Source organism: Pectobacterium brasiliense (assembly GCF_016950255.1).
In the GTDB taxonomy this organism is placed as follows: domain Bacteria; phylum Pseudomonadota; class Gammaproteobacteria; order Enterobacterales; family Enterobacteriaceae; genus Pectobacterium; species Pectobacterium brasiliense.
The window spans coordinates 16,546-35,681 of sequence record NZ_JACGFN010000003.1; the positions used below are offsets into that span (position 1 = coordinate 16,546).

Here is a 19,136-nt window from a genome sequence, read left to right on the forward strand (position 1 = left end):
TTCCGTCATCGCCAAATTCGTAATTTTTGGAGTAACAGAGCATGCCTAAGTACCGTTCAGCCACAACCACTCACGGCCGTAATATGGCCGGTGCCCGAGCCTTGTGGCGCGCCACCGGGATGACCGACGACGATTTTGGTAAACCGATTATCGCGGTGGTCAACTCCTTCACCCAATTCGTGCCCGGCCATGTGCATTTGCGCGATCTGGGTAAATTGGTTGCCGAGCAGATCGAAGCCTCCGGCGGCGTCGCGAAAGAATTTAACACCATTGCAGTTGATGACGGTATCGCGATGGGACACGGCGGCATGCTCTATTCCCTGCCTTCCCGTGAACTGATCGCCGACTCCGTGGAATACATGGTCAATGCCCACTGTGCGGATGCCATGGTATGTATTTCCAACTGCGACAAAATCACCCCGGGGATGCTAATGGCGTCGCTGCGTCTGAATATTCCGGTGATTTTTGTTTCGGGTGGCCCGATGGAAGCAGGGAAAACAAAATTATCCGATCAGATCATCAAGTTGGATCTGGTGGATGCCATGATTCAGGGCGCAGATCCGAAAGTCTCGGATGAACAGAGCGAGCAGGTGGAGCGTTCAGCCTGTCCGACCTGTGGCTCCTGTTCTGGTATGTTTACCGCTAACTCCATGAACTGTTTGACCGAAGCGCTGGGGCTGTCTCAGCCGGGTAACGGTTCTCTGCTGGCAACGCATGCTGACCGTAAGCAGCTGTTCCTGAACGCAGGCAAACGCATTGTCGGTCTGGCTAAGCGTTACTACGAGCAGGATGACGAGAGCGTGCTGCCACGCAATATCGCTAATAAAGCCGCATTTGAAAACGCCATGATTCTGGATATCGCGATGGGCGGTTCCACCAATACCGTTCTGCATCTGTTAGCCGCGGCGCAGGAAGGTGAGGTGGACTTCACCATGACCGATATCGACAGGCTGTCACGTCAGGTGCCACACCTGTGTAAAGTGGCGCCGAGCACGCAGAAATACCATATGGAAGACGTACACCGCGCGGGTGGCGTTATCGGTATTCTGGGCGAGTTGGACAGAGCGGGTTTGCTGAACCGTGAAGTGAACAACGTGTTGGGCAAAACACTACCGGAAACGCTGGAAGCCTACGACGTGATGCTGACTCAGGATGAGAGTGTAAAAAGCATGTATTCCGCCGGCCCAGCGGGTATCCGTACGACCAAAGCGTTTTCTCAGGATTGTCGCTGGGATTCACTGGATACCGATCGTCAGGAAGGGTGTATTCGTTCCCGCGAATTTGCCTACAGTCAGGATGGCGGGTTGGCCGTGCTGTACGGCAATCTGGCAGAGAATGGCTGTATCGTGAAAACCGCAGGCGTGGATGAAGGGAGTCTGGTCTTCCGCGGTCCGGCAAAAGTTTATGAAAGCCAGGATGATGCGGTAGACGCCATTCTGGGCGGTAAAGTCGTGGCGGGTGACGTCGTTGTGATCCGTTATGAAGGGCCGAAAGGCGGGCCGGGTATGCAGGAAATGCTGTATCCGACCACCTACCTGAAATCGATGGGGCTGGGTAAAAGCTGTGCGCTGATCACTGACGGACGCTTCTCCGGCGGTACTTCTGGCCTGTCTATCGGCCATGCGTCTCCTGAAGCAGCCAGCGGCGGCACTATTGCACTGGTACAGGACGGTGACATCATCGCGATTGATATTCCGAACCGCAGCATTGCGCTGGTCCTGGATGACAATGCGTTAGCAAGCCGCCGCGCAGCGGAAGAGGCGAGAGGCGAGCAGGCCTGGACGCCGCACAATCGCGAACGTCAGGTGTCTTTTGCGCTGCGTGCGTACGCTAGCCTGGCAACCAGCGCAGATAAAGGCGCCGTGCGGGATAAAAGCAAGCTGGGAGGCTAATGCTGATGGCTGTGTCACAACCTCTTCCTGCCGCGCCGGGAGGCGCGGAGTACCTGAGGGCGATCTTGCGCTCGCCAGTGTATGAAGTCACGCAGGTCACACCGCTAGAGAAGATGGAAAAGATCTCTTCGCGGTTGGGTAATGTCATTCTGGTAAAACGTGAAGACAGGCACGCGGTGCACAGCTTCAAGCTGCGTGGCGCGTACGCGATGATGGCCGGTCTGAGCGATGAGCAAAAATCCCACGGTGTGGTAACGGCGTCAGCCGGCAACCATGCGCAAGGTGTGGCGCTTTCTTCCAGCAAGCTGGGAATTAAATCGCTGATTGTGATGCCGGTGGCGACGGCTGATATCAAGGTAGATGCCGTGCGCGGTTTTGGCGGCGAAGTTCTGCTACACGGTGCCAACTTTGATGAGGCCAAGGCGAAGGCGATTGAGCTGTCACAACAGCAGCATATGACCTTTCTGCCGCCGTTCGATCACCCGGCGGTGATTGCGGGACAGGGCACGCTGGCGATGGAATTACTACAGCAGGATGCGCATCTGGATCGCGTGTTTGTGCCGGTCGGCGGCGGTGGTTTGGCGGCAGGTGTTGCCGTACTGATCAAACAGCTGATGCCACAGATTCAGGTGATCGGCGTAGAAGCGGAAGATTCCGCCTGTCTGCGTGCGGCGCTGGATGCCGGGCAACCGGTCGATCTGCCGCGTGTCGGGCTGTTTGCTGAAGGTGTGGCGGTGAAGCGCATTGGCGATGAAACGTTCCGCCTGTGCCGGGAATATCTGGATGACGTGATTACCGTCGACAGCGATGCCATCTGTGCGGCAGTGAAAGATCTGTTTGAGGATGTCCGAGCAATTGCTGAACCGTCCGGCGCGCTGGCGTTGGCGGGGATGAAGAAATACATCCAGCAGCATCAAATTCAGGGTGAACGTCTGGCGCATATTCTGTCCGGTGCGAACGTCAACTTCCACGGGTTACGCTACGTTTCTGAGCGCTGCGAGCTGGGTGAACAGCGCGAAGCCTTGCTGGCCGTGACGATCCCAGAGAAACAGGGCAGCTTCCTGAAGTTTTGCCAACTGCTGGGCGGCCGTTCCGTTACCGAATTCAACTATCGCTATGCGGATGCCAAAGATGCCTGCATTTTTGTCGGTGTGCGTCTGACGCGTGGCTATGCGGAGCGGCAGGAGATTATCGCTGAGCTGTCCGCAGACGGTTATGAAGTGGTGGATTTGTCCGATGATGAAATGGCGAAGCTGCACGTTCGCTATATGGTCGGCGGACGCCCTTCCAAACCGCTCCAGGAACGGTTGTACAGCTTTGAGTTCCCAGAGTCACCGGGCGCATTACTGAAATTCCTGCATACGCTGGGGGCGCACTGGAATATTTCACTGTTCCATTACCGCAGCCACGGCACGGATTTTGGCCGCGTGCTGGCCGCGTTCGAGTTGGATGCTGGCGATCGGGAATTCGAGCAGCACCTACAGGCGCTCGGCTATGAATGCCACGATGAAACCAATAACCCCGCGTTCCGTTTCTTTTTAGCGGGTTAAGTTAGCGGTTAAACGTTGAGTGTTCCCTTAACGCCGCCGATGGTGTTTCACCGTCGGCGGCGTTATCTTTATGTCATCTGATAGCAACAGGGATGGCATTTCTTTATGGCAACGCAGTTCACGGGTTTTTCTCAAGCGGGTTTAACGTTTCTTCAGCAGGTGCGTCAGTACAACGATAAAGCGTGGTTTGACGAGCACCGTGCGGTTTACGATGAGCAGTTGGTTGCGCCGTTCCGCACGCTGGTGGATGAACTCAGTCTGACCATGTTGCAGATTGATGATCACTTTGAAACACGTCCTGCCATCGGCAAAACGCTCTCCCGTATTCACCGCGATACGCGCTTTTCTCACGATAAATCACGCTATCGCAGCCATATGTGGCTCACTTTCAAACGTACTCGCAAAGACTGGACGGACGCGCCGGTGTATTTCTTTGAAATCACGCCGGATACCTGGCGTTACGGGCTGGGCTATTACAGCGCGACGCGGAATACGATGGACCTGTTCCGTCAGACGCTGCGTGGTAATCCGTCGCAGTTTCTTGAAGTAGCGAGCTGTCTGGGAAAGACCTTCACGCTGGAAGGCGAAAGCTACAAACGCCCGCTGATTAAAGAGCAGGAGCCGGAACTGGCTGACTGGTATAACCGTAAGTCGTTTGCTGCGATATCTACCCGACAGGATATGGATGCGCTGTTTTCCGGCGATCTGGTGACGGTCCTGTCACAGGGTTTTACCCAGCTTGAACCGCTCTATCATTACCTGATGAACGTCGAAACCATGAAGAAGGCCGCGCAGGAAACGGAGTCCGATACGCGGACATTTTCGGCGGATAAGTGGTTTGAACGCTAGAGCCAGAGTGAGCCAATGCTACGGCGTTTTCTGCGGCTCCAGTGGCGTTTTATCGCGCTCCAGCAAATAGTTAAACAGGTAACCTTCTTCCCGATTGCTGCCGAAGGTGGCGATTTGCAGATGATCATCGTCAATGCAGGTGAGCAGTATTTTCACCTGCTGACCGAAGCTGCTTTCGCCTTTGCCAATGGCTTGCGTATCGCTCATCTGACGGGCGGTGAAGTCTGAATCATCCAGCTTGTTACCGTAGCGGAATGCAATCGATGCGCCGCCTTCAATCTTGCCGCGCTGGTTGGTCATGGTCAGGCTGACGGCGTGGTAGGGCGCTTTCTGATCGTACATTTCCCGAAAATAATCCCCCAGATCGCGATATTCCTCGGCGGAAAGCCCTGACATCACATACTCATAGCTGAATGAACCGTGGAAACAAGCGGTGCTTTTCACGGGCGTAATCGGCGAAGGGAGTGCGTGCTGCGCGATGTCATTCAGATAGTGCAGCCGGTTTAACTGCTGCTGGTAGCGTTGTCGCAGGCAGTCTTCGTCTTTGCACTGGTCGCGCGTGGTAAGCCAGCCGCGCTGAAATTGGTTGAGCGTTTTTTCCCACGGCGCGCTGTTGTCGTACGCCGTCAGGAACGTACGGGAGGTCTTCCACGCTTGTGCCAGTTCTTCATCTAGTTGCCCAAGCAGCGGGCTGGCGCAAATCAGCTTTTCCTGCACCGAGTCGGCTTTGTTGCAGGAGAAACTGGCGGCTTGCGCATGGTGGCTGAAGGCGGCGAACGCCACCCCTGCGGCGATGAGGGTAGTGAAGGCTATCTTCATGGTGTGTCCTGTAATATGTCCCAAAAGGCGGCAATCAGCGGTTCGCTAAGCCGTTTTTTCTGTACGCACACACCCAGCTCAAGCGGCTCCATTACCTGCTCGACAAAGACAGAGACGCGGTTGCGTACCGGTTCCGGGCTGTTCTCCAGTACGACGTTGGGAATCAGCGCGATACCACAGCCCAGCGCGACCATCGATACCATCGCTTCATGCCCGGAGATGGTGGCGTAAATCTGTGGGTTAGTGATGTGGTTGCGTCGGAACCACAGATCGATGCGCTTACGCACCGGGCCGTGTTCCGGCAGGATAAACGGAATCTGCGACCAGTCTGGGTCTGCCTGCCGCACCAGCGACTGCACGGGGCAGGGAAGTGCCGGGATAATCAATGCCAGAGGCAGTTTATCGAGCGGCATGAAGTCAACGCTGGCTGGGAGCGCTTCCGGGCGTCCCGCAATCCCCAAATCCCCATCGTTCGACTGAATTTTCTCCACGGCATCGGCGGCGTCGCCCGTCGTCAGTTTAATTTCTACCAGCGGGTGCAGCGCCCGAAAGCGATCCAGAATCGGCGGCAGGTGGCTGTAGGCGGCGGTGACGGAACAGAAGATCCGCAGCTCGCCGCTTAGCGACGGCCCATGCTGGTCTATCGTGTGGCGCAGTTGCTGATATTGCAGCAACGTTTGCTGGGCGAACTGCTTCAGGTGATCTCCGGCATCGGTAAGCTGCACGGTACGGTTATCGCGCAGAAACAGCGTCTGCCCTAAATCCTCTTCCAGCCGCTGAATTTGCCGTGACAGCGTGGACGGGCTGATGTGCATCGCCTTGGCGGTACGGCCAAAGTGCCGACTTTCCGCGAGGTGCAGGAATAATTTGAGATCACGTAAATCCATGCGATACAGGCCCCGTTTTTTATCTTGCAGATAGTGCAATGTGACGTTGTTAATATATCAATTTAAGCAACGCAATTCCTGTCATATGATGGGGTCATAGTGAATTCCCATCTGGTGGGAATCCTTTCTCGAATAACAGACAAACAAAACCGTATACGGAGCACGACATGGCTAACTATTTCAACACATTAAACCTGCGTCAGCAGCTGGATCAATTGGGCAAGTGCCGCTTCATGGGGCGTGATGAATTTGCCGATGAGGCGAGCTACCTGAAAGGGAAAAAAGTGGTGATCGTCGGCTGTGGTGCTCAGGGTCTGAACCAGGGTCTGAACATGCGCGATTCTGGTCTGGATATCGCTTACGCCCTGCGTGCTGAAGCGATCGCTGAAAAACGAGCATCATGGCGCAAAGCGACCGAAAACGGCTTCACCGTTGGTACCTACGAAGATCTGATTCCACAGGCTGACCTGGTGGTTAACCTGACGCCGGACAAGCAGCACTCAGCAGTCGTTCAGGCAGTACAACCGCTGATGAAACAGGGCGCTGCGCTGGGCTACTCTCACGGCTTCAACATCGTTGAAGTGGGTGAGCAAATCCGTAAAGACATCACCGTCGTGATGGTGGCTCCGAAGTGCCCGGGTACGGAAGTACGTGAAGAATACAAACGTGGCTTCGGCGTACCAACGCTGATCGCGGTTCACCCGGAAAACGATCCGAAAGGCGAAGGCATGGCCATCGCTAAAGCGTGGGCTGCGGCCACCGGTGGTCACCGTGCTGGCGTTCTGCAATCTTCTTTCGTTGCGGAAGTGAAATCTGACCTGATGGGTGAGCAGACCATTCTGTGCGGTATGTTGCAGGCGGGTTCTCTGCTGAGCTTCGACAAACTGGTTGCTGAAGGCACCGATCCGGCTTATGCAGAAAAACTGATTCAGTTCGGCTGGGAAACCATCACCGAAGCGCTGAAGCAGGGTGGGATTACGTTGATGATGGATCGCCTGTCCAACCCAGCCAAACTGCGTGCTTACGCGCTGTCTGAGCAGTTGAAAGGCATCATGGCACCGCTGTTCCAGAAACACATGGATGACATCATCTCCGGTGAATTCTCCAGCGGCATGATGGCTGACTGGGCGAACGATGACGTGAAACTGCTGACCTGGCGTGAAGAGACCGGTAAAACGGCATTCGAAAACGCACCGCAGTTCGACGGTAAAATCGCTGAACAAGAATACTTTGATAACGGTGTGCTGATGGTTGCGATGGTGAAAGCGGGCGTTGAGCTGGCGTTTGAAACCATGGTGAGCTCTGGCATCATCGAAGAATCGGCTTACTACGAATCACTGCATGAGCTGCCGCTGATCGCCAACACCATTGCGCGTAAGCGTCTGTATGAAATGAACGTGGTTATCTCTGATACCGCTGAATACGGTAACTACCTGTTTGCTAACGCTGCCGTTCCATTGCTGAAAGATGCGTTCATGGCCTCTCTGCAGCCGGGCGATCTGGGCAAAGCGGTAGCGGGCACCGAAGTGGACAACGCGCAGCTGCGTGATGTGAACGAAGCGATCCGTAACCACCCAATCGAAACCGTAGGCCACACGCTGCGCGGTTACATGAAAGACATGAAGCGTATCGCTGTTGCGGGTTAATTTCCGTCAGTGATCGAAATAGAAGAGGGCACAGCATTGGCTGTGCCCTCTTTTTTATCTGTAGTTACCCTTTATCTTGCGTTATTTACGTCGTGTACCGTCGGTATGTCGCGTGAGGCAAGCGCCAGCGCCGTGGTTAATTCTGCTGTTGTCATACGAACACAATAAGACGGCATTCCCCTTTCAAAACGCCATCCTTCAGACAATTTTCCCGCATCGACAACATCAAATCCGAATGCATCATAGAGTCCAGCCACAATGGTTTTTCCTTGCTCATCATCACCTGCAAGCGGTAGCGCCCGGCGATGGGCTGAGCCTGTCGGGAGCCCATCGCTTTCAAGCTGTGTCATAGGGATTGCATTGAACGCTTTGGTGATCCTGGCGCCTGGTAAATAACGCGCCAGTAGCTCGCTGGTAGTGGTACTGCGTGTATCCAGTGCGGTGACCTTACCATCTCGCTCGGTATAGTAATTGACGGTATCGATGACGGATTTTCCCCGTAAAACCTGTTCAGGGAGCTTATCGATGGCGGTAAAGGGAACGGCGATAACCACAATGTCACCAAATTGCGCGGCTTGAGTGGCGGTTCCGATGTCGCAACCGATCATCGGACGGAGGCTGAAAAGTGATTGGGGATCGCGTGAGTTACTGAGCATGACCTGATGGCCGTTCTGGAGCGCTAATTTAGCGATCGCTCGTCCAACAAAGCCTGCACCAATAATGCCGATATTCATCTTCTTCTCCTTAATGCTTTTGAGAAAGGAATCTTAATTGCCTACAATTTGAAGATAAATTGTGATTTTAAAAGCAAACAAACAACAAATATGAGCGAATTATGGACCGACTGACCAGTATGAGTGTCTTTGTTAAAGCATCGGAGTTAGGGTCTTTTGCCGCCGCCGCAGAAGCGTTAGGCATATCTCCACAGATGGTGGCGAAGCAGGTGGCATGGCTTGAAACGAGGCTTGGCGTTCGGTTGCTGAATCGTACGACGCGGAAGCAAAGCCTGACGGATATTGGTTTGCGTTATTATGAGCGCTGCAAGGTTGTTCTTGCCGAGGCAGAGGACGCTGACGCAGTCGCCCGCGAAATGCAGGTGACACCTTCGGGAATGATTCAGGTTAACGCGCCGGTTACCTGGGGATCGCATCTACTTGCGCCGTTTATCACGCACTATCTCGCACGCTATCCTGACACGCAAATTGCGCTAACGCTGAATGATCGTCTGGTCGACCCGATAGAAGAGGGGTTTGAAGTCATCATTCGTATCGGTGAATTAGCGGATAGTTCGATGGTGGCTTGGCCGCTTCAGTCTTACTCGTTGATTGCCTGTGCATCACCTGACTATCTGGCGCGTGAAGGCGTGCCAGATACGCCAGCAAGCCTCGCACGTCACGCGTGCCTTATTTATGGCCTACGCACCGCCGCGACGTCTTGCCGATGGGTATTCCAAAAAGACGGTAAGTCCGAAGAAATCAGGCCACAGGGTAGGCTTTTTGCTAATGACTGGAACGCGCTGCTGCATGCAGCGATAGAGGGGTATGGTATTACGCTGGGGCCGGAGGTCGTGCTACGTAAGGAAATTGACCGCGGACGACTGGTGCAGGTGCTATCTGACTATAACGGCCCTGCCCGCCCGGTTCATGTTATGGTCCCGATGGGACGGCGTTCTGCCGTTAAAATTAAAACCTTCGTCGATGCAGTCAGAGCAACTTTCGGGTAAAGATAAGCCCGTGGCACAGCGAACGATGCCACGGGCGTGATGGCTAAACGGACTTGTATTCCGCTTCCGCCTGATTGAAACGATCGGTAATCGCTTTTGATGGCGCTTTACCCAGCAGGCTGACGATGAAAATAGTCAGGCTGTTGAAGATGAAACCGGGGATGATTTCATACAGACCCAGCCAGGCGTACTGTTTCCAGATCAGAACGGTTGCCGCACCCACGATCATACCGAGCAGTGCGCCGTTGCGCGTCATTCGCGGCCACAGCAGAGAAATCAAAATCACCGGCCCGAATGCGGCACCAAAGCCTGCCCAGGCATAGCTCACCAGACCCAGGACCCGGTTTTCAGGGTTGATAGAGAGCGCGATAGCGATGATAGCCACGAGCAGCACCATGGCGCGGCCCACCCATACCAACTCTTTCTGACTGGCATTCTTGCGCAGGAATGGCTTGTATAAATCTTCGGTGATGGCGCTGGAACACACCAGCAGTTGGCAGCTCAGCGTACTCATCACGGCAGCCAGAATCGCAGACAGCAGCACACCGGCAATCCACGGGTTGAACAGCAGCATGGACAGCTCGATAAAGACACGCTCGCTGTTTTGCGCCACGTTGCCTGCCTGATCCGGGTTATTGTTAAAGTAGGCGATGCCGAAGAAGCCCACCGTCACGGCACCAGCCAGACAGAGAATCATCCAGGTCATACTGATGCGGCGTGCGCTGTGAATCGTGTGATGTGAATCCGCAGCCATAAAGCGGGCCAGAATGTGCGGCTGGCCGAAATAGCCCAGACCCCAGCCCATCAGCGAGATAATGGCGACAAAATTCAGCCCTTTGAACATATCCAGATTGGCCGGATTTTTCGCTTCAATCACCATCAGCGAGCTGTCGATTCCCCCAAGTGACAGGATGACCATCACCGGCGTCAGAATCAGGGCGAAAATCATCAGGCTGGCCTGGACGGTGTCCGTCCAGCTTACTGCCAGAAAACCACCGATAAAGGTATAGGCGATGGTGGCCGCTGCACCTGCCCATAATGCGGTGCCGTAGCTCATGCCAAAGGTGCTTTCAAACAGACGCGCCCCCGCAACCACGCCGGATGCACAATAGATAGTGAAGAAAATCAGGATGACTAACGCGGAGATCACGCGCAGTAATTTACTGTTATCTTCAAAACGGTGGGTGAAATAGTCAGGCAGGGTGAGCGCGTTGTGGTTGATTTCGGTGTGTACGCGCAGGCGTCCGGCGACCCATTTCCAGTTCAGGTATGCGCCTAACGTCAGGCCGATCGCGATCCAGCTTTCAGAAATACCGGAAATGAAAATGGCACCCGGTAACCCCATCAGCAGCCAGCCGCTCATATCGGAAGCGCCTGCCGACAGCGCGGTGACCACGCTACCCATCCGGCGTCCGCCCAGAATGTAATCGCCAAAGTTATTGGTGGCGCGGTAGGCAAACAGGCCGATGAGGACCATCCCGAAAATATACACCAGAAACGTCACCAGCATGGGTGTGCTTATTGTCATTCAACTCTCCACATTCTTTTTCGTGCCGCTGTCGCGACGACGCTGTGTTTTATAGTAATCACTCAGGCCGGAACGAGGTCTGACGGTGATGATGGGCTGCAACCGATCCATTTGTTAACAAGGTTGCACAAAGTTGCAACATGGTTGATATTGACGTTATCCCGATGTGCATCTTCTCATGACAGGAGTGGACTCTATGGGCTCTACCACGATGGGTGTAAAACTCGATGAGGAAACGCGCGAACGTATCAAGGCGGCAGCACAGCGTATTGATCGTACACCGCACTGGCTGATCAAACAGGCTATTTTCCATTACCTCGAACGCCTCGAAAGCGGCCTCGACACTCCTGAAACACCGCAATGGGCGAACGTCAGCCACATTGAAGCGGAAGAGATTATGCCGCAATCTCAGGAAGAAGAAACCCACCTACCCTTTCTTGATTTCGCCGAGCAGGTTCTTCCTCAGTCCGTTATCCGCGCCGCCATTACTTCTGTTTACCGCCGTCCCGAAAGCGAACTGGTACCTATCTTGCTCGAACAGGCAAGACTTACCGATGAAATGTCGCAGTTAACGCAGAAACTAGCTTATCAACTGGCAGAGAAATTACGCGGTCAGAAAGCCGGAAATGGGCGTGCGGGCATTGTGCAAGGGCTGCTACAGGAATTCTCACTTTCTTCTCAGGAAGGGGTTGCGCTGATGTGCTTAGCCGAAGCGCTGTTGCGTATTCCTGATAAATCCACGCGCGATGCGCTGATCCGCGACAAGATCAGTCGGGGAAATTGGCAGGCGCATCTTGGTCACAGTCCGTCACTCTTTGTGAATGCTGCAACCTGGGGGCTGCTGTTTACCGGAAAGCTGGTGGCGACGCACAACGAAGTGAACCTCTCGAATTCACTGAACCGCATCATCGGGAGAAGCGGTGAACCGCTTGTTCGCAAAGGTGTCGATATGGCTATGCGGCTGATGGGGGAACAGTTTGTCACTGGGGAAACTATCGGCGAAGCGCTGGCGAATGCCCGCGAACGGGAGAATAACGGCTTCCGTTACTCTTACGACATGTTAGGTGAAGCCGCGCTGACGGAACACGATGCTGCCGCGTATCTGGCGGCCTATCAACAGGCGATTCATGCTATCGGCAAAGCCTCGAACGGGCGCGGGATTTATGAGGGGCCGGGCATCTCCATCAAGCTGTCGGCGCTGCATCCCCGCTATAGCCGGTCGCAGTATGATCGTGTGATGGAGGAACTTTATCCGCGTTTGTTGATGCTGACGCTGCTGGCGCGTCAGTACGATATTGGGATCAATATTGACGCGGAGGAAGCCGATCGACTGGAGATCTCGCTCGATCTGCTGGAAAAACTCTGCATGGAGCCACAGTTGGTGGGGTGGAACGGCGTTGGGTTTGTCATTCAGGCTTATCAGAAACGCTGCCCGTATGTGATTGATGCATTGATTGAGCTGGCACAGCGCAGCCGTCGGCGGCTGATGGTTCGTCTGGTGAAAGGGGCGTACTGGGACAGTGAAATCAAGCGCGCACAGGTTGACGGGCTGGAAGGCTACCCGGTCTACACGCGTAAGGTCTATACCGATGTGTCGTATCTGGCGTGCGCTCGGAAGCTGCTGGCCGTACCGAATCTGATTTACCCGCAGTTTGCCACGCACAACGCGCAGACGGTAAGTGCGATCTACCACATGGCGGGCAACAATTATTATCCTGGGCAGTATGAATTCCAGTGCCTGCACGGCATGGGTGAACCGCTCTACGATCAGGTGGTGGGCGCGGTTGCTGACGGCAAGCTGAACCGTCCGTGTCGTATTTATGCTCCGGTCGGAACTCATGAAACGCTGTTGGCTTATCTGGTACGACGCCTGCTGGAAAACGGCGCGAATACCTCGTTTGTTAATCGCATTGCGGATACCTCAATGGCGCTGGAAACGCTGATTGCCGATCCGATTCGTGGCGTAGAGGCGCTGGCAAAAGTGGAATGGAGCATGGGCGTATCGCATCCCAAGATTCCTCTGCCACGTCAGCTATATGGACGGGAACGGCAAAATTCGAGCGGACTGGATCTTTCGAACGAGCACCGGCTGGCTTCGCTCTCCAGCGCGTTGCTGAATCATGCGCCACAGCTGTGGTATGCCGCGCCAATGATTGAGGGGGAAAGCGAGGCGAGTGAAGAAAACCCTGTCGTAAATCCCGCGGATGTACACGATGTGGTGGGCTACGTTCTCGATGCCTCGGTGGCGGATGTTGAGCTGGCGGTAGATGCCGCAGTACATGCGGGCACCATTTGGTTTGCTACACCTCCCGCAGAGCGTGCCGCGATATTGAATCAGGCCGCCTCGCTGATGGAAGGGCAGTTGCAAAGTCTGCTGGGACTGCTGGTGCGGGAAGCGGGTAAATCCTTCAGTAACGCGATTGCTGAAGTGCGCGAAGCGGTGGACTTCTTGCGCTATTACGCGGGGCAGGTTCGGGATTCATTCACCAATGATAGCCATCGTCCGCTGGGGCCAGTGGTTTGCATCAGCCCGTGGAATTTCCCGCTGGCGATCTTCACCGGTCAAATTTCTGCCGCACTGGCGGCAGGAAACAGCGTGCTGGCGAAACCGGCTGAACAGACGCCGCTGGTTGCGGCACAGGCAGTGCGTATTTTACATGAGGCGGGCATTCCTCAGGGGGTGCTGCAACTGCTGCCTGGACAGGGAGAAACGATTGGTGCCGCGTTGGTCAGCGATGAACGGGTACGCGGCGTGGTGTTTACCGGATCGACGGCCGTTGCCAAAACCCTGCAACGCAGCATCGCGGGCAGGCTCGATCCGCAGGGGCGTTTGACGCCGCTGATTGCCGAAACGGGTGGCCTGAATGCGATGATTGTCGATTCGTCTGCGCTGACGGAGCAGGTGGTGAATGATGTTATCGCCTCTGCGTTCGACAGCGCCGGACAGCGTTGCTCGGCGCTGCGTCTGCTGTGCCTGCAAGAGGATATTGCGGATCGTACTCTGGCTATGCTGCGTGGCGCGATGGCCGAGTGTCGAATGGGGAATCCTGAGCGGCTATCGACCGACATCGGCCCGCTGATTGACGCGGAAGCGAAAGAGAACGTGGAAGTGCATATCCAGACGATGCGGGCGAAAGGCCATTCGGTATTTCAGGCAGCGTATCCGCAGGATGAGGAGACGTGGCGGCATGGGACGTTTGTGAAACCGACTCTGATCGAACTGGGCAAGATAGACGAGCTGAAAAAAGAAGTTTTTGGTCCAGTTTTACACGTAGTTCGCTATCAAAGCCAGCAGTTGGATGCAGTGATTGAGCAGATCAACGCGGCGGGATACGGTCTGACGCTGGGTGTACATACCCGCATTGATGAAACTATCCTGCGTGTGACGAGCAAGGCGAAGGTGGGTAATCAATATGTGAACCGCAATATGGTCGGTGCCGTTGTCGGTGTTCAGCCGTTTGGCGGGGAAGGCTTATCAGGAACCGGACCAAAGGCGGGCGGGCCGCTTTATCTGTACCGTTTGCTGACACATCGTCCGGACGACGCGTTTGCGGCAGAATTTGCACAGCAGAACCGTGAGCAGGCGCTGGATGTGTCTGCCCGATCGTCGCTGCTGGCGGGGCTACAGGCGCTGGAAGACTGGGCGATTGCTGGGGAGCGTCGCGTGCTAGCGACGTTATGCCAGCGCTATAGAGAATATAGCGTCAGCGGGACAACGCGACAGCTGCCTGGCCCGACAGGGGAAAGTAATTCCTACACGCTGTTGCCGCGTGAGCGGATTCTGTGTCTGGCGGATAATGAGGACGATCGCTTGATTCAGACGGCGGCAGTGCTGGCAACGGGCGGGGAGTTGCTGTGGCTGGAAGGCGAGCAGGAGAAAACGCTTTATGGCCGTTTACCCGCCGGCGTGCAGTCGTATATTCAGCTCACGCCTGACTGGCAGCGGCACGAGGTGTCTTTTCATGGCGTCATTTATCATGGGGACGCCGATCGGTTACGGCAACTGAGTGAGGCGCTTGCAGAGCGCGATGGCCCGATTATCCAGCCGTTAGGCTATGCGCAGGGCGATACCCACGTTCAGTTGGAGCGTCTGTTGACCGAACGTTCTCTGAGTATCAATACCGCCGCCGCGGGCGGCAATGCCAGCTTGATGACGATAGGTTAATAAGGCATTTAATAGAAAAACGCGCCAAACCAGAAGGTCGGCGCGTTTTTCATGTTCGGGGCGTCGGCGTGGCGACTTCATTGCGATACAACTTAATGGCGGTAAAGCACCTTGATTACGTGGTAACCAAACTGGGTTTTCACCGGACCAAACGGTTTCAGCAATTCGCAGGAAAACACCGCCTTATCGAAAGCTGGCACCATGTCGCCTTTACGAAATTCACCTAAATCGCCGCCGTTGCGTTTTGACGGGCAGGTCGAGTGCTTCTGTGCCAGTTTCTGGAAGTCTGCACCTTTTTCCAGCTGCGCAAGAATGTCATTAGCTTCCTGCTCAGTGTCTACCAGGATGTGTAGGGCTGCTGCGGTATTTGCCATGTTATTACCTTTTTTGCAAAAGAGATTCCGGCGCGCAATGTAACATTTGCAACGCAAGATGTGGACTGCGATGTGCTTTCCTTAATAACAAATCCCCAGTCAAGATCGATACATCTTTCTGCTACAATCGCCTTCCGTTTTATGAGTGAGCAAGATCGTTATGCGCTTAAACCCCAGCCAACAACACGCTGTCGAATTCGTCACCGGACCTTGTCTGGTGCTGGCGGGCGCAGGTTCAGGCAAGACCCGCGTTATCACCAACAAAATCGCGCACCTTATCCGCCAGTGTGGCTATCAGGCTAAGCACATTGCCGCCGTGACGTTTACCAACAAAGCGGCACGAGAGATGAAGGAGCGCGTGTCGCAAACGCTGGGGCGTAAAGAAACGCGTGGGTTGATGATCGCGACTTTCCATACGCTGGGGTTGGAGATCATCAAACGTGAGTACGTCGCGTTGGGCATGAAATCCAACTTCTCCCTGTTTGACGATCAGGACCAGATGGCGCTGCTGAAAGAGCTGACGGAACAGTGGCTGGAAAACGATAAGGTTCTGCTGCAACAGCTGATCTCGACGATCTCAAACTGGAAAAACGATCTGATCGATCCTGCCGGTGCGGCAGCAACCGCCCGTTCCGAACGCGACAGGCTGTTTGTGCATTGCTACTCGCTCTATCACGACCACTTACGTGCCTGTAACGTACTGGACTTCGACGATCTGATTTTGCTGCCCACGCTGCTGCTGAAGCAGAACGTGGAGGTACGTGAACGCTGGCAGAATCGCTTACGCTACCTGTTGGTGGATGAATATCAGGACACCAACACCAGCCAGTATGAGCTGGTTAAGCTGCTGGTTGGCACCCGCGCGCGTTTTACCGTCGTAGGCGATGACGATCAGTCAATTTACTCCTGGCGCGGCGCACGACCGCAGAATCTGGTGCTGCTACAGCAGGATTTCCCCGCGCTTGACGTGATCAAGCTGGAACAAAACTACCGCTCGTCCGGCCGCATTCTGAAAGCCGCCAATATTCTCATCGCCAATAACCCGCACGTTTTTGAAAAGCGTCTGTTCTCGGAGCTGGGTTACGGTGATGAACTCAAGGTCATTACTGCCAACAATGAAGATCACGAAGCGGAGCGGGTCGTTGGTGAGCTGATTGCCCATCACTTTATTAAAAAGACCCAGTACGGCGACTATGCCATTTTGTATCGTGGCAACCATCAATCGCGTCTGTTTGAAAAGATGCTGATGCAGAACCGTATTCCGTATCGTATTTCCGGCGGCACGTCGTTTTTCTCCCGACCTGAAATCAAAGATTTACTGGCTTATCTGCGCGTACTGACCAACCCGGACGATGACAGCGCGTTCTTACGCATTGTGAACACGCCCAAGCGTGAGATTGGCCCGGCGACGATGAAGAAACTGGGCGAGTGGGCAGGGCAGCGCAATAAAGGTCTGTTCAGCGCGAGTTTTGATCTTGGGCTGAGCCAGACGCTGACCGGTCGTGGGCTGGAGTCCCTGCAACGGTTTACCCAGTGGCTGGCGGAAATCGCCCGTCTGGCAGAGCGTGAACCAGTCGCCGCCGTGCGAGATCTGATTCATGGGTTGGACTACGAAAGCTGGCTGTATGAAACCTCGCCGAGCCCAAAAGCCGCAGAAATGCGGATGAAGAACGTCAATCAGCTATTCAGCTGGATGACGGAAATGCTGGAAGGGTCCGATCTGGATGAGCCGATGACGCTGACGCAGGTCGTAACACGTTTCACGCTGCGGGACATGATGGAACGGGGAGAGAGTGAAGAGGAATTGGATCAGGTTCAGCTAATGACGCTACATGCGTCCAAAGGCTTGGAATTCCCGTACGTCTTTTTAGTTGGGATGGAAGAAGGTCTGTTGCCGCACCAGAGCAGCATTGATGAAGATAACGTCGACGAAGAGCGTCGTCTGGCATACGTGGGGATTACGCGTGCTCAGCGCGAACTGTTCTTCACATTGTGCAAAGAACGCCGCCAGTATGGCGAGTTGGTGCGCCCCGAACCGAGCCGTTTCCTGCTTGAACTGCCGCAAGATGATGTGGTGTGGGAAACGGAAAGAAAAGTGGTGAGCGCACAAGAGCGTATGCAGAAAGGTCAGACGAACGTCGCTAATATTCGGGCGATGTTGGCAAAAGCAAAAGGGGAGTAGTTCTCTCCCCTATATGCTCGTTAAGCTGGGGTTTCTTCCAGCATCAGCGGCCAGTGTACGTAGCTCTGCCAGCGGCTTTCCTGTTCCAGCATTTCTGCCCGTAACGGGTGCTGAGCCAGCCAGCCGGCAGGCAGAATCAAGCGTAACGTTTCACCTTCTACGCGTAAACGTACGGCTGGCAGCGTGTCATCGCGGCGGCGGCTGGCAAAAATAATCGCCAGACGAAGCAGGCGGCACAGGCGCTGTGCCTGATTGACCGGCAGCGCATTTTGCTGACTGAGCGGCATTAAATCGACAGGGTTAACCTGGTTTTGCAGGAGTGTCGCTAACAGCTTTTTCTGGGCGGGCGTAAAGCCTGGGAGATCGCTATGGCGAATCAAATAGGCTGCATGCTGGGGAGACTGGCGAAAATCAATACTCAAACCGATTTCGTGCACCAGGCAGGCGCTGCGCAGTAACTCGCGACATCGGCTATCTAACTGCCAGTCACGGGCAACCTGTTGCAGAAAGTTGTCTGCCAACGCACTGACGCGTTTAGCCTGTTCGGTATCCAGCAGATAACGGCGTTGCAGCGTTGCTAACGTGCGGTGACGAATATCCTGATCGACAGGCAGATCCAGCATGCCATAGACCAGTCCTTCACGCAGCGCGCCTCCGGCCAGCGTCATCGTTTTGATGTCTAACTCCTGGAAGATCGCCAGTAGAATGGCTAATCCGCTGGGGAAAACCAGCGCGCGTTCCAGCGTCAGGCCATCAATTTCCAATTCTTCCAGCTTATCGCATTGAATCGCATGCTCTTTAAGCTGTCTGAGCTTCGGCAGAGTAATGTATTCATCCATTCCCTGCGCGACCATAATTTCCTGTAGCGCCTGGACTGTGCCGGAAGCACCAACGCAGATTTGCCAGCCCTGCTCACGCAGAGAGGCCGCGACAGGACGCAACATTTCACGCGCCGCTTGTTCAGCGCGCTCAAAATTACCGGCTTCCAGATTACGGTCACTGAAATAGCGATCTAGCCACGTTACGCATCCCATCGGGAGGCTGATCAACTGAGTTGTTTTTGCGCCGATTCCCGTTGCCAGTTCGGTACTGCCACCGCCAATATCCACGACCAGACGCGCATCTGGGCCGCCTGTCGTATGTGCCACACCTTGATAAATCAAGCGTGCTTCTTCTTCACCGCTGATAACCTGAATCGGCAAGCCCAGAATTTCCTGAGCCCGTTGCAGAAACTCGTCAGCGTTCGTTGCCAGTCGCAGGGTGGCTGTCGCGACGACACGCACCTGATCCTGTGGAATGTCCTGCAACCGTTCGGAGAACAGTTGTAGACACTGCCAGCCACGCTGCATCGCTTCCTGCGAGAGCCGATTCTGTTTATCCAGCCCTGCCGCAAGGCGGACTTTACGCTTTATTTTCGCCAGCGTCTGAATGCTGCCTGCGGTTTCCCGGGTGACCAGCATATGGAAGCTGTTCGAGCCGAGATCGATGGCAGCGTAAAGTGAAGAAGAGCTCAGCATCGAC

At 54.9% G+C, this 19,136-nt stretch carries 13 protein-coding genes; 7 read left to right on the forward strand and 6 right to left on the reverse strand.

All coding sequences use genetic code 11. The annotated features are described in order from the left end of the window. The first annotated feature begins 41 nt into the window (after window positions 1-41). The 3 genes from ilvD to H4F65_RS19410 all read left to right on the forward strand — a co-directional run bounded on the left by ilvD (window position 42) and on the right by H4F65_RS19410 (window position 4,291). Window positions 42-1,892: a dihydroxy-acid dehydratase gene (gene ilvD / locus H4F65_RS19400; RefSeq protein WP_010283912.1), complete on the forward strand. Its 1,851-nt coding sequence runs from the start codon at window positions 42-44 to the stop codon at window positions 1,890-1,892. A 5-nt stretch (window positions 1,893-1,897) separates the two neighbouring features. Continuing rightward, on the forward strand, window positions 1,898-3,442 hold the full coding sequence (gene ilvA / locus H4F65_RS19405; RefSeq protein WP_010283910.1) for a threonine ammonia-lyase, biosynthetic: 1,545 nt from the start codon (window positions 1,898-1,900) through the stop codon (window positions 3,440-3,442). A 105-nt stretch (window positions 3,443-3,547) separates the two neighbouring features. Further along, window positions 3,548-4,291 (forward strand): DUF2461 domain-containing protein, encoded by a 744-nt coding sequence (locus H4F65_RS19410; RefSeq protein ID WP_010283907.1) that lies wholly within the window; start codon window positions 3,548-3,550, stop codon window positions 4,289-4,291. 18 nt (window positions 4,292-4,309) lie between these two features. On the opposite strand, the gene H4F65_RS19415 is transcribed toward H4F65_RS19410, so the two are convergent. After that, the gene (locus H4F65_RS19415) at window positions 4,310-5,110 is read right to left on the reverse strand and encodes a lysozyme inhibitor LprI family protein (protein WP_010283905.1); all 801 of its coding nucleotides are present in this window, start codon (window positions 5,108-5,110) and stop codon (window positions 4,310-4,312) included. After that, complete coding sequence (gene ilvY, locus H4F65_RS19420) at window positions 5,107-5,997, reverse strand: HTH-type transcriptional activator IlvY (RefSeq protein WP_010283902.1); 891 nt, start codon at window positions 5,995-5,997, stop codon at window positions 5,107-5,109. Before ilvY ends, H4F65_RS19415 begins: the two co-directional genes overlap by 4 nt. 167 nt (window positions 5,998-6,164) lie before the next feature. On the opposite strand from ilvY, the gene ilvC reads away from it, so the two are divergent. After that, complete coding sequence (gene ilvC, locus H4F65_RS19425; RefSeq protein WP_010283900.1) at window positions 6,165-7,643, forward strand: ketol-acid reductoisomerase; 1,479 nt, start codon at window positions 6,165-6,167, stop codon at window positions 7,641-7,643. A 71-nt stretch (window positions 7,644-7,714) separates the two neighbouring features. On the opposite strand, the gene H4F65_RS19430 is transcribed toward ilvC, so the two are convergent. Beyond that, the gene (locus tag H4F65_RS19430) at window positions 7,715-8,377 is read right to left on the reverse strand and encodes an NADPH-dependent F420 reductase (RefSeq protein ID WP_010283898.1); all 663 of its coding nucleotides are present in this window, start codon (window positions 8,375-8,377) and stop codon (window positions 7,715-7,717) included. 101 nt (window positions 8,378-8,478) lie between these two features. Between H4F65_RS19430 and H4F65_RS19435 the strand changes: the two genes are divergently transcribed. Next, a complete protein-coding gene (locus tag H4F65_RS19435) occupies window positions 8,479-9,366 on the forward strand; it encodes a LysR family transcriptional regulator (protein WP_010283896.1) in 888 nt (295 codons plus the stop codon). A gap of 43 nt (window positions 9,367-9,409) precedes the next feature. On the opposite strand, the gene putP is transcribed toward H4F65_RS19435, so the two are convergent. Then, a complete protein-coding gene (gene putP, locus H4F65_RS19440) occupies window positions 9,410-10,894 on the reverse strand; it encodes a sodium/proline symporter PutP (RefSeq protein WP_010283894.1) in 1,485 nt (494 codons plus the stop codon). Window positions 10,895-11,090: 196 nt separating this feature from the next. Between putP and putA the strand changes: the two genes are divergently transcribed. Continuing rightward, complete coding sequence (putA, locus tag H4F65_RS19445; RefSeq protein ID WP_039320256.1) at window positions 11,091-15,059, forward strand: trifunctional transcriptional regulator/proline dehydrogenase/L-glutamate gamma-semialdehyde dehydrogenase; 3,969 nt, start codon at window positions 11,091-11,093, stop codon at window positions 15,057-15,059. Between the two features lie 92 nt (window positions 15,060-15,151). Here putA and ppiC read toward each other — a convergent pair whose 3' ends face one another. After that, a complete protein-coding gene (gene ppiC, locus H4F65_RS19450; RefSeq protein WP_010283892.1) occupies window positions 15,152-15,433 on the reverse strand; it encodes a peptidylprolyl isomerase PpiC in 282 nt (93 codons plus the stop codon). Window positions 15,434-15,593: 160 nt separating this feature from the next. Between ppiC and rep the strand changes: the two genes are divergently transcribed. Next, complete coding sequence (gene rep / locus H4F65_RS19455) at window positions 15,594-17,615, forward strand: DNA helicase Rep (protein ID WP_010283890.1); 2,022 nt, start codon at window positions 15,594-15,596, stop codon at window positions 17,613-17,615. 20 nt (window positions 17,616-17,635) lie between these two features. Here rep and ppx read toward each other — a convergent pair whose 3' ends face one another. Further along, entirely contained in the window at window positions 17,636-19,132 is a 1,497-nt protein-coding gene (ppx, locus tag H4F65_RS19460; protein WP_010283887.1) for an exopolyphosphatase, read from the reverse strand. Between the last annotated feature and the right edge of the window lie 4 nt (window positions 19,133-19,136).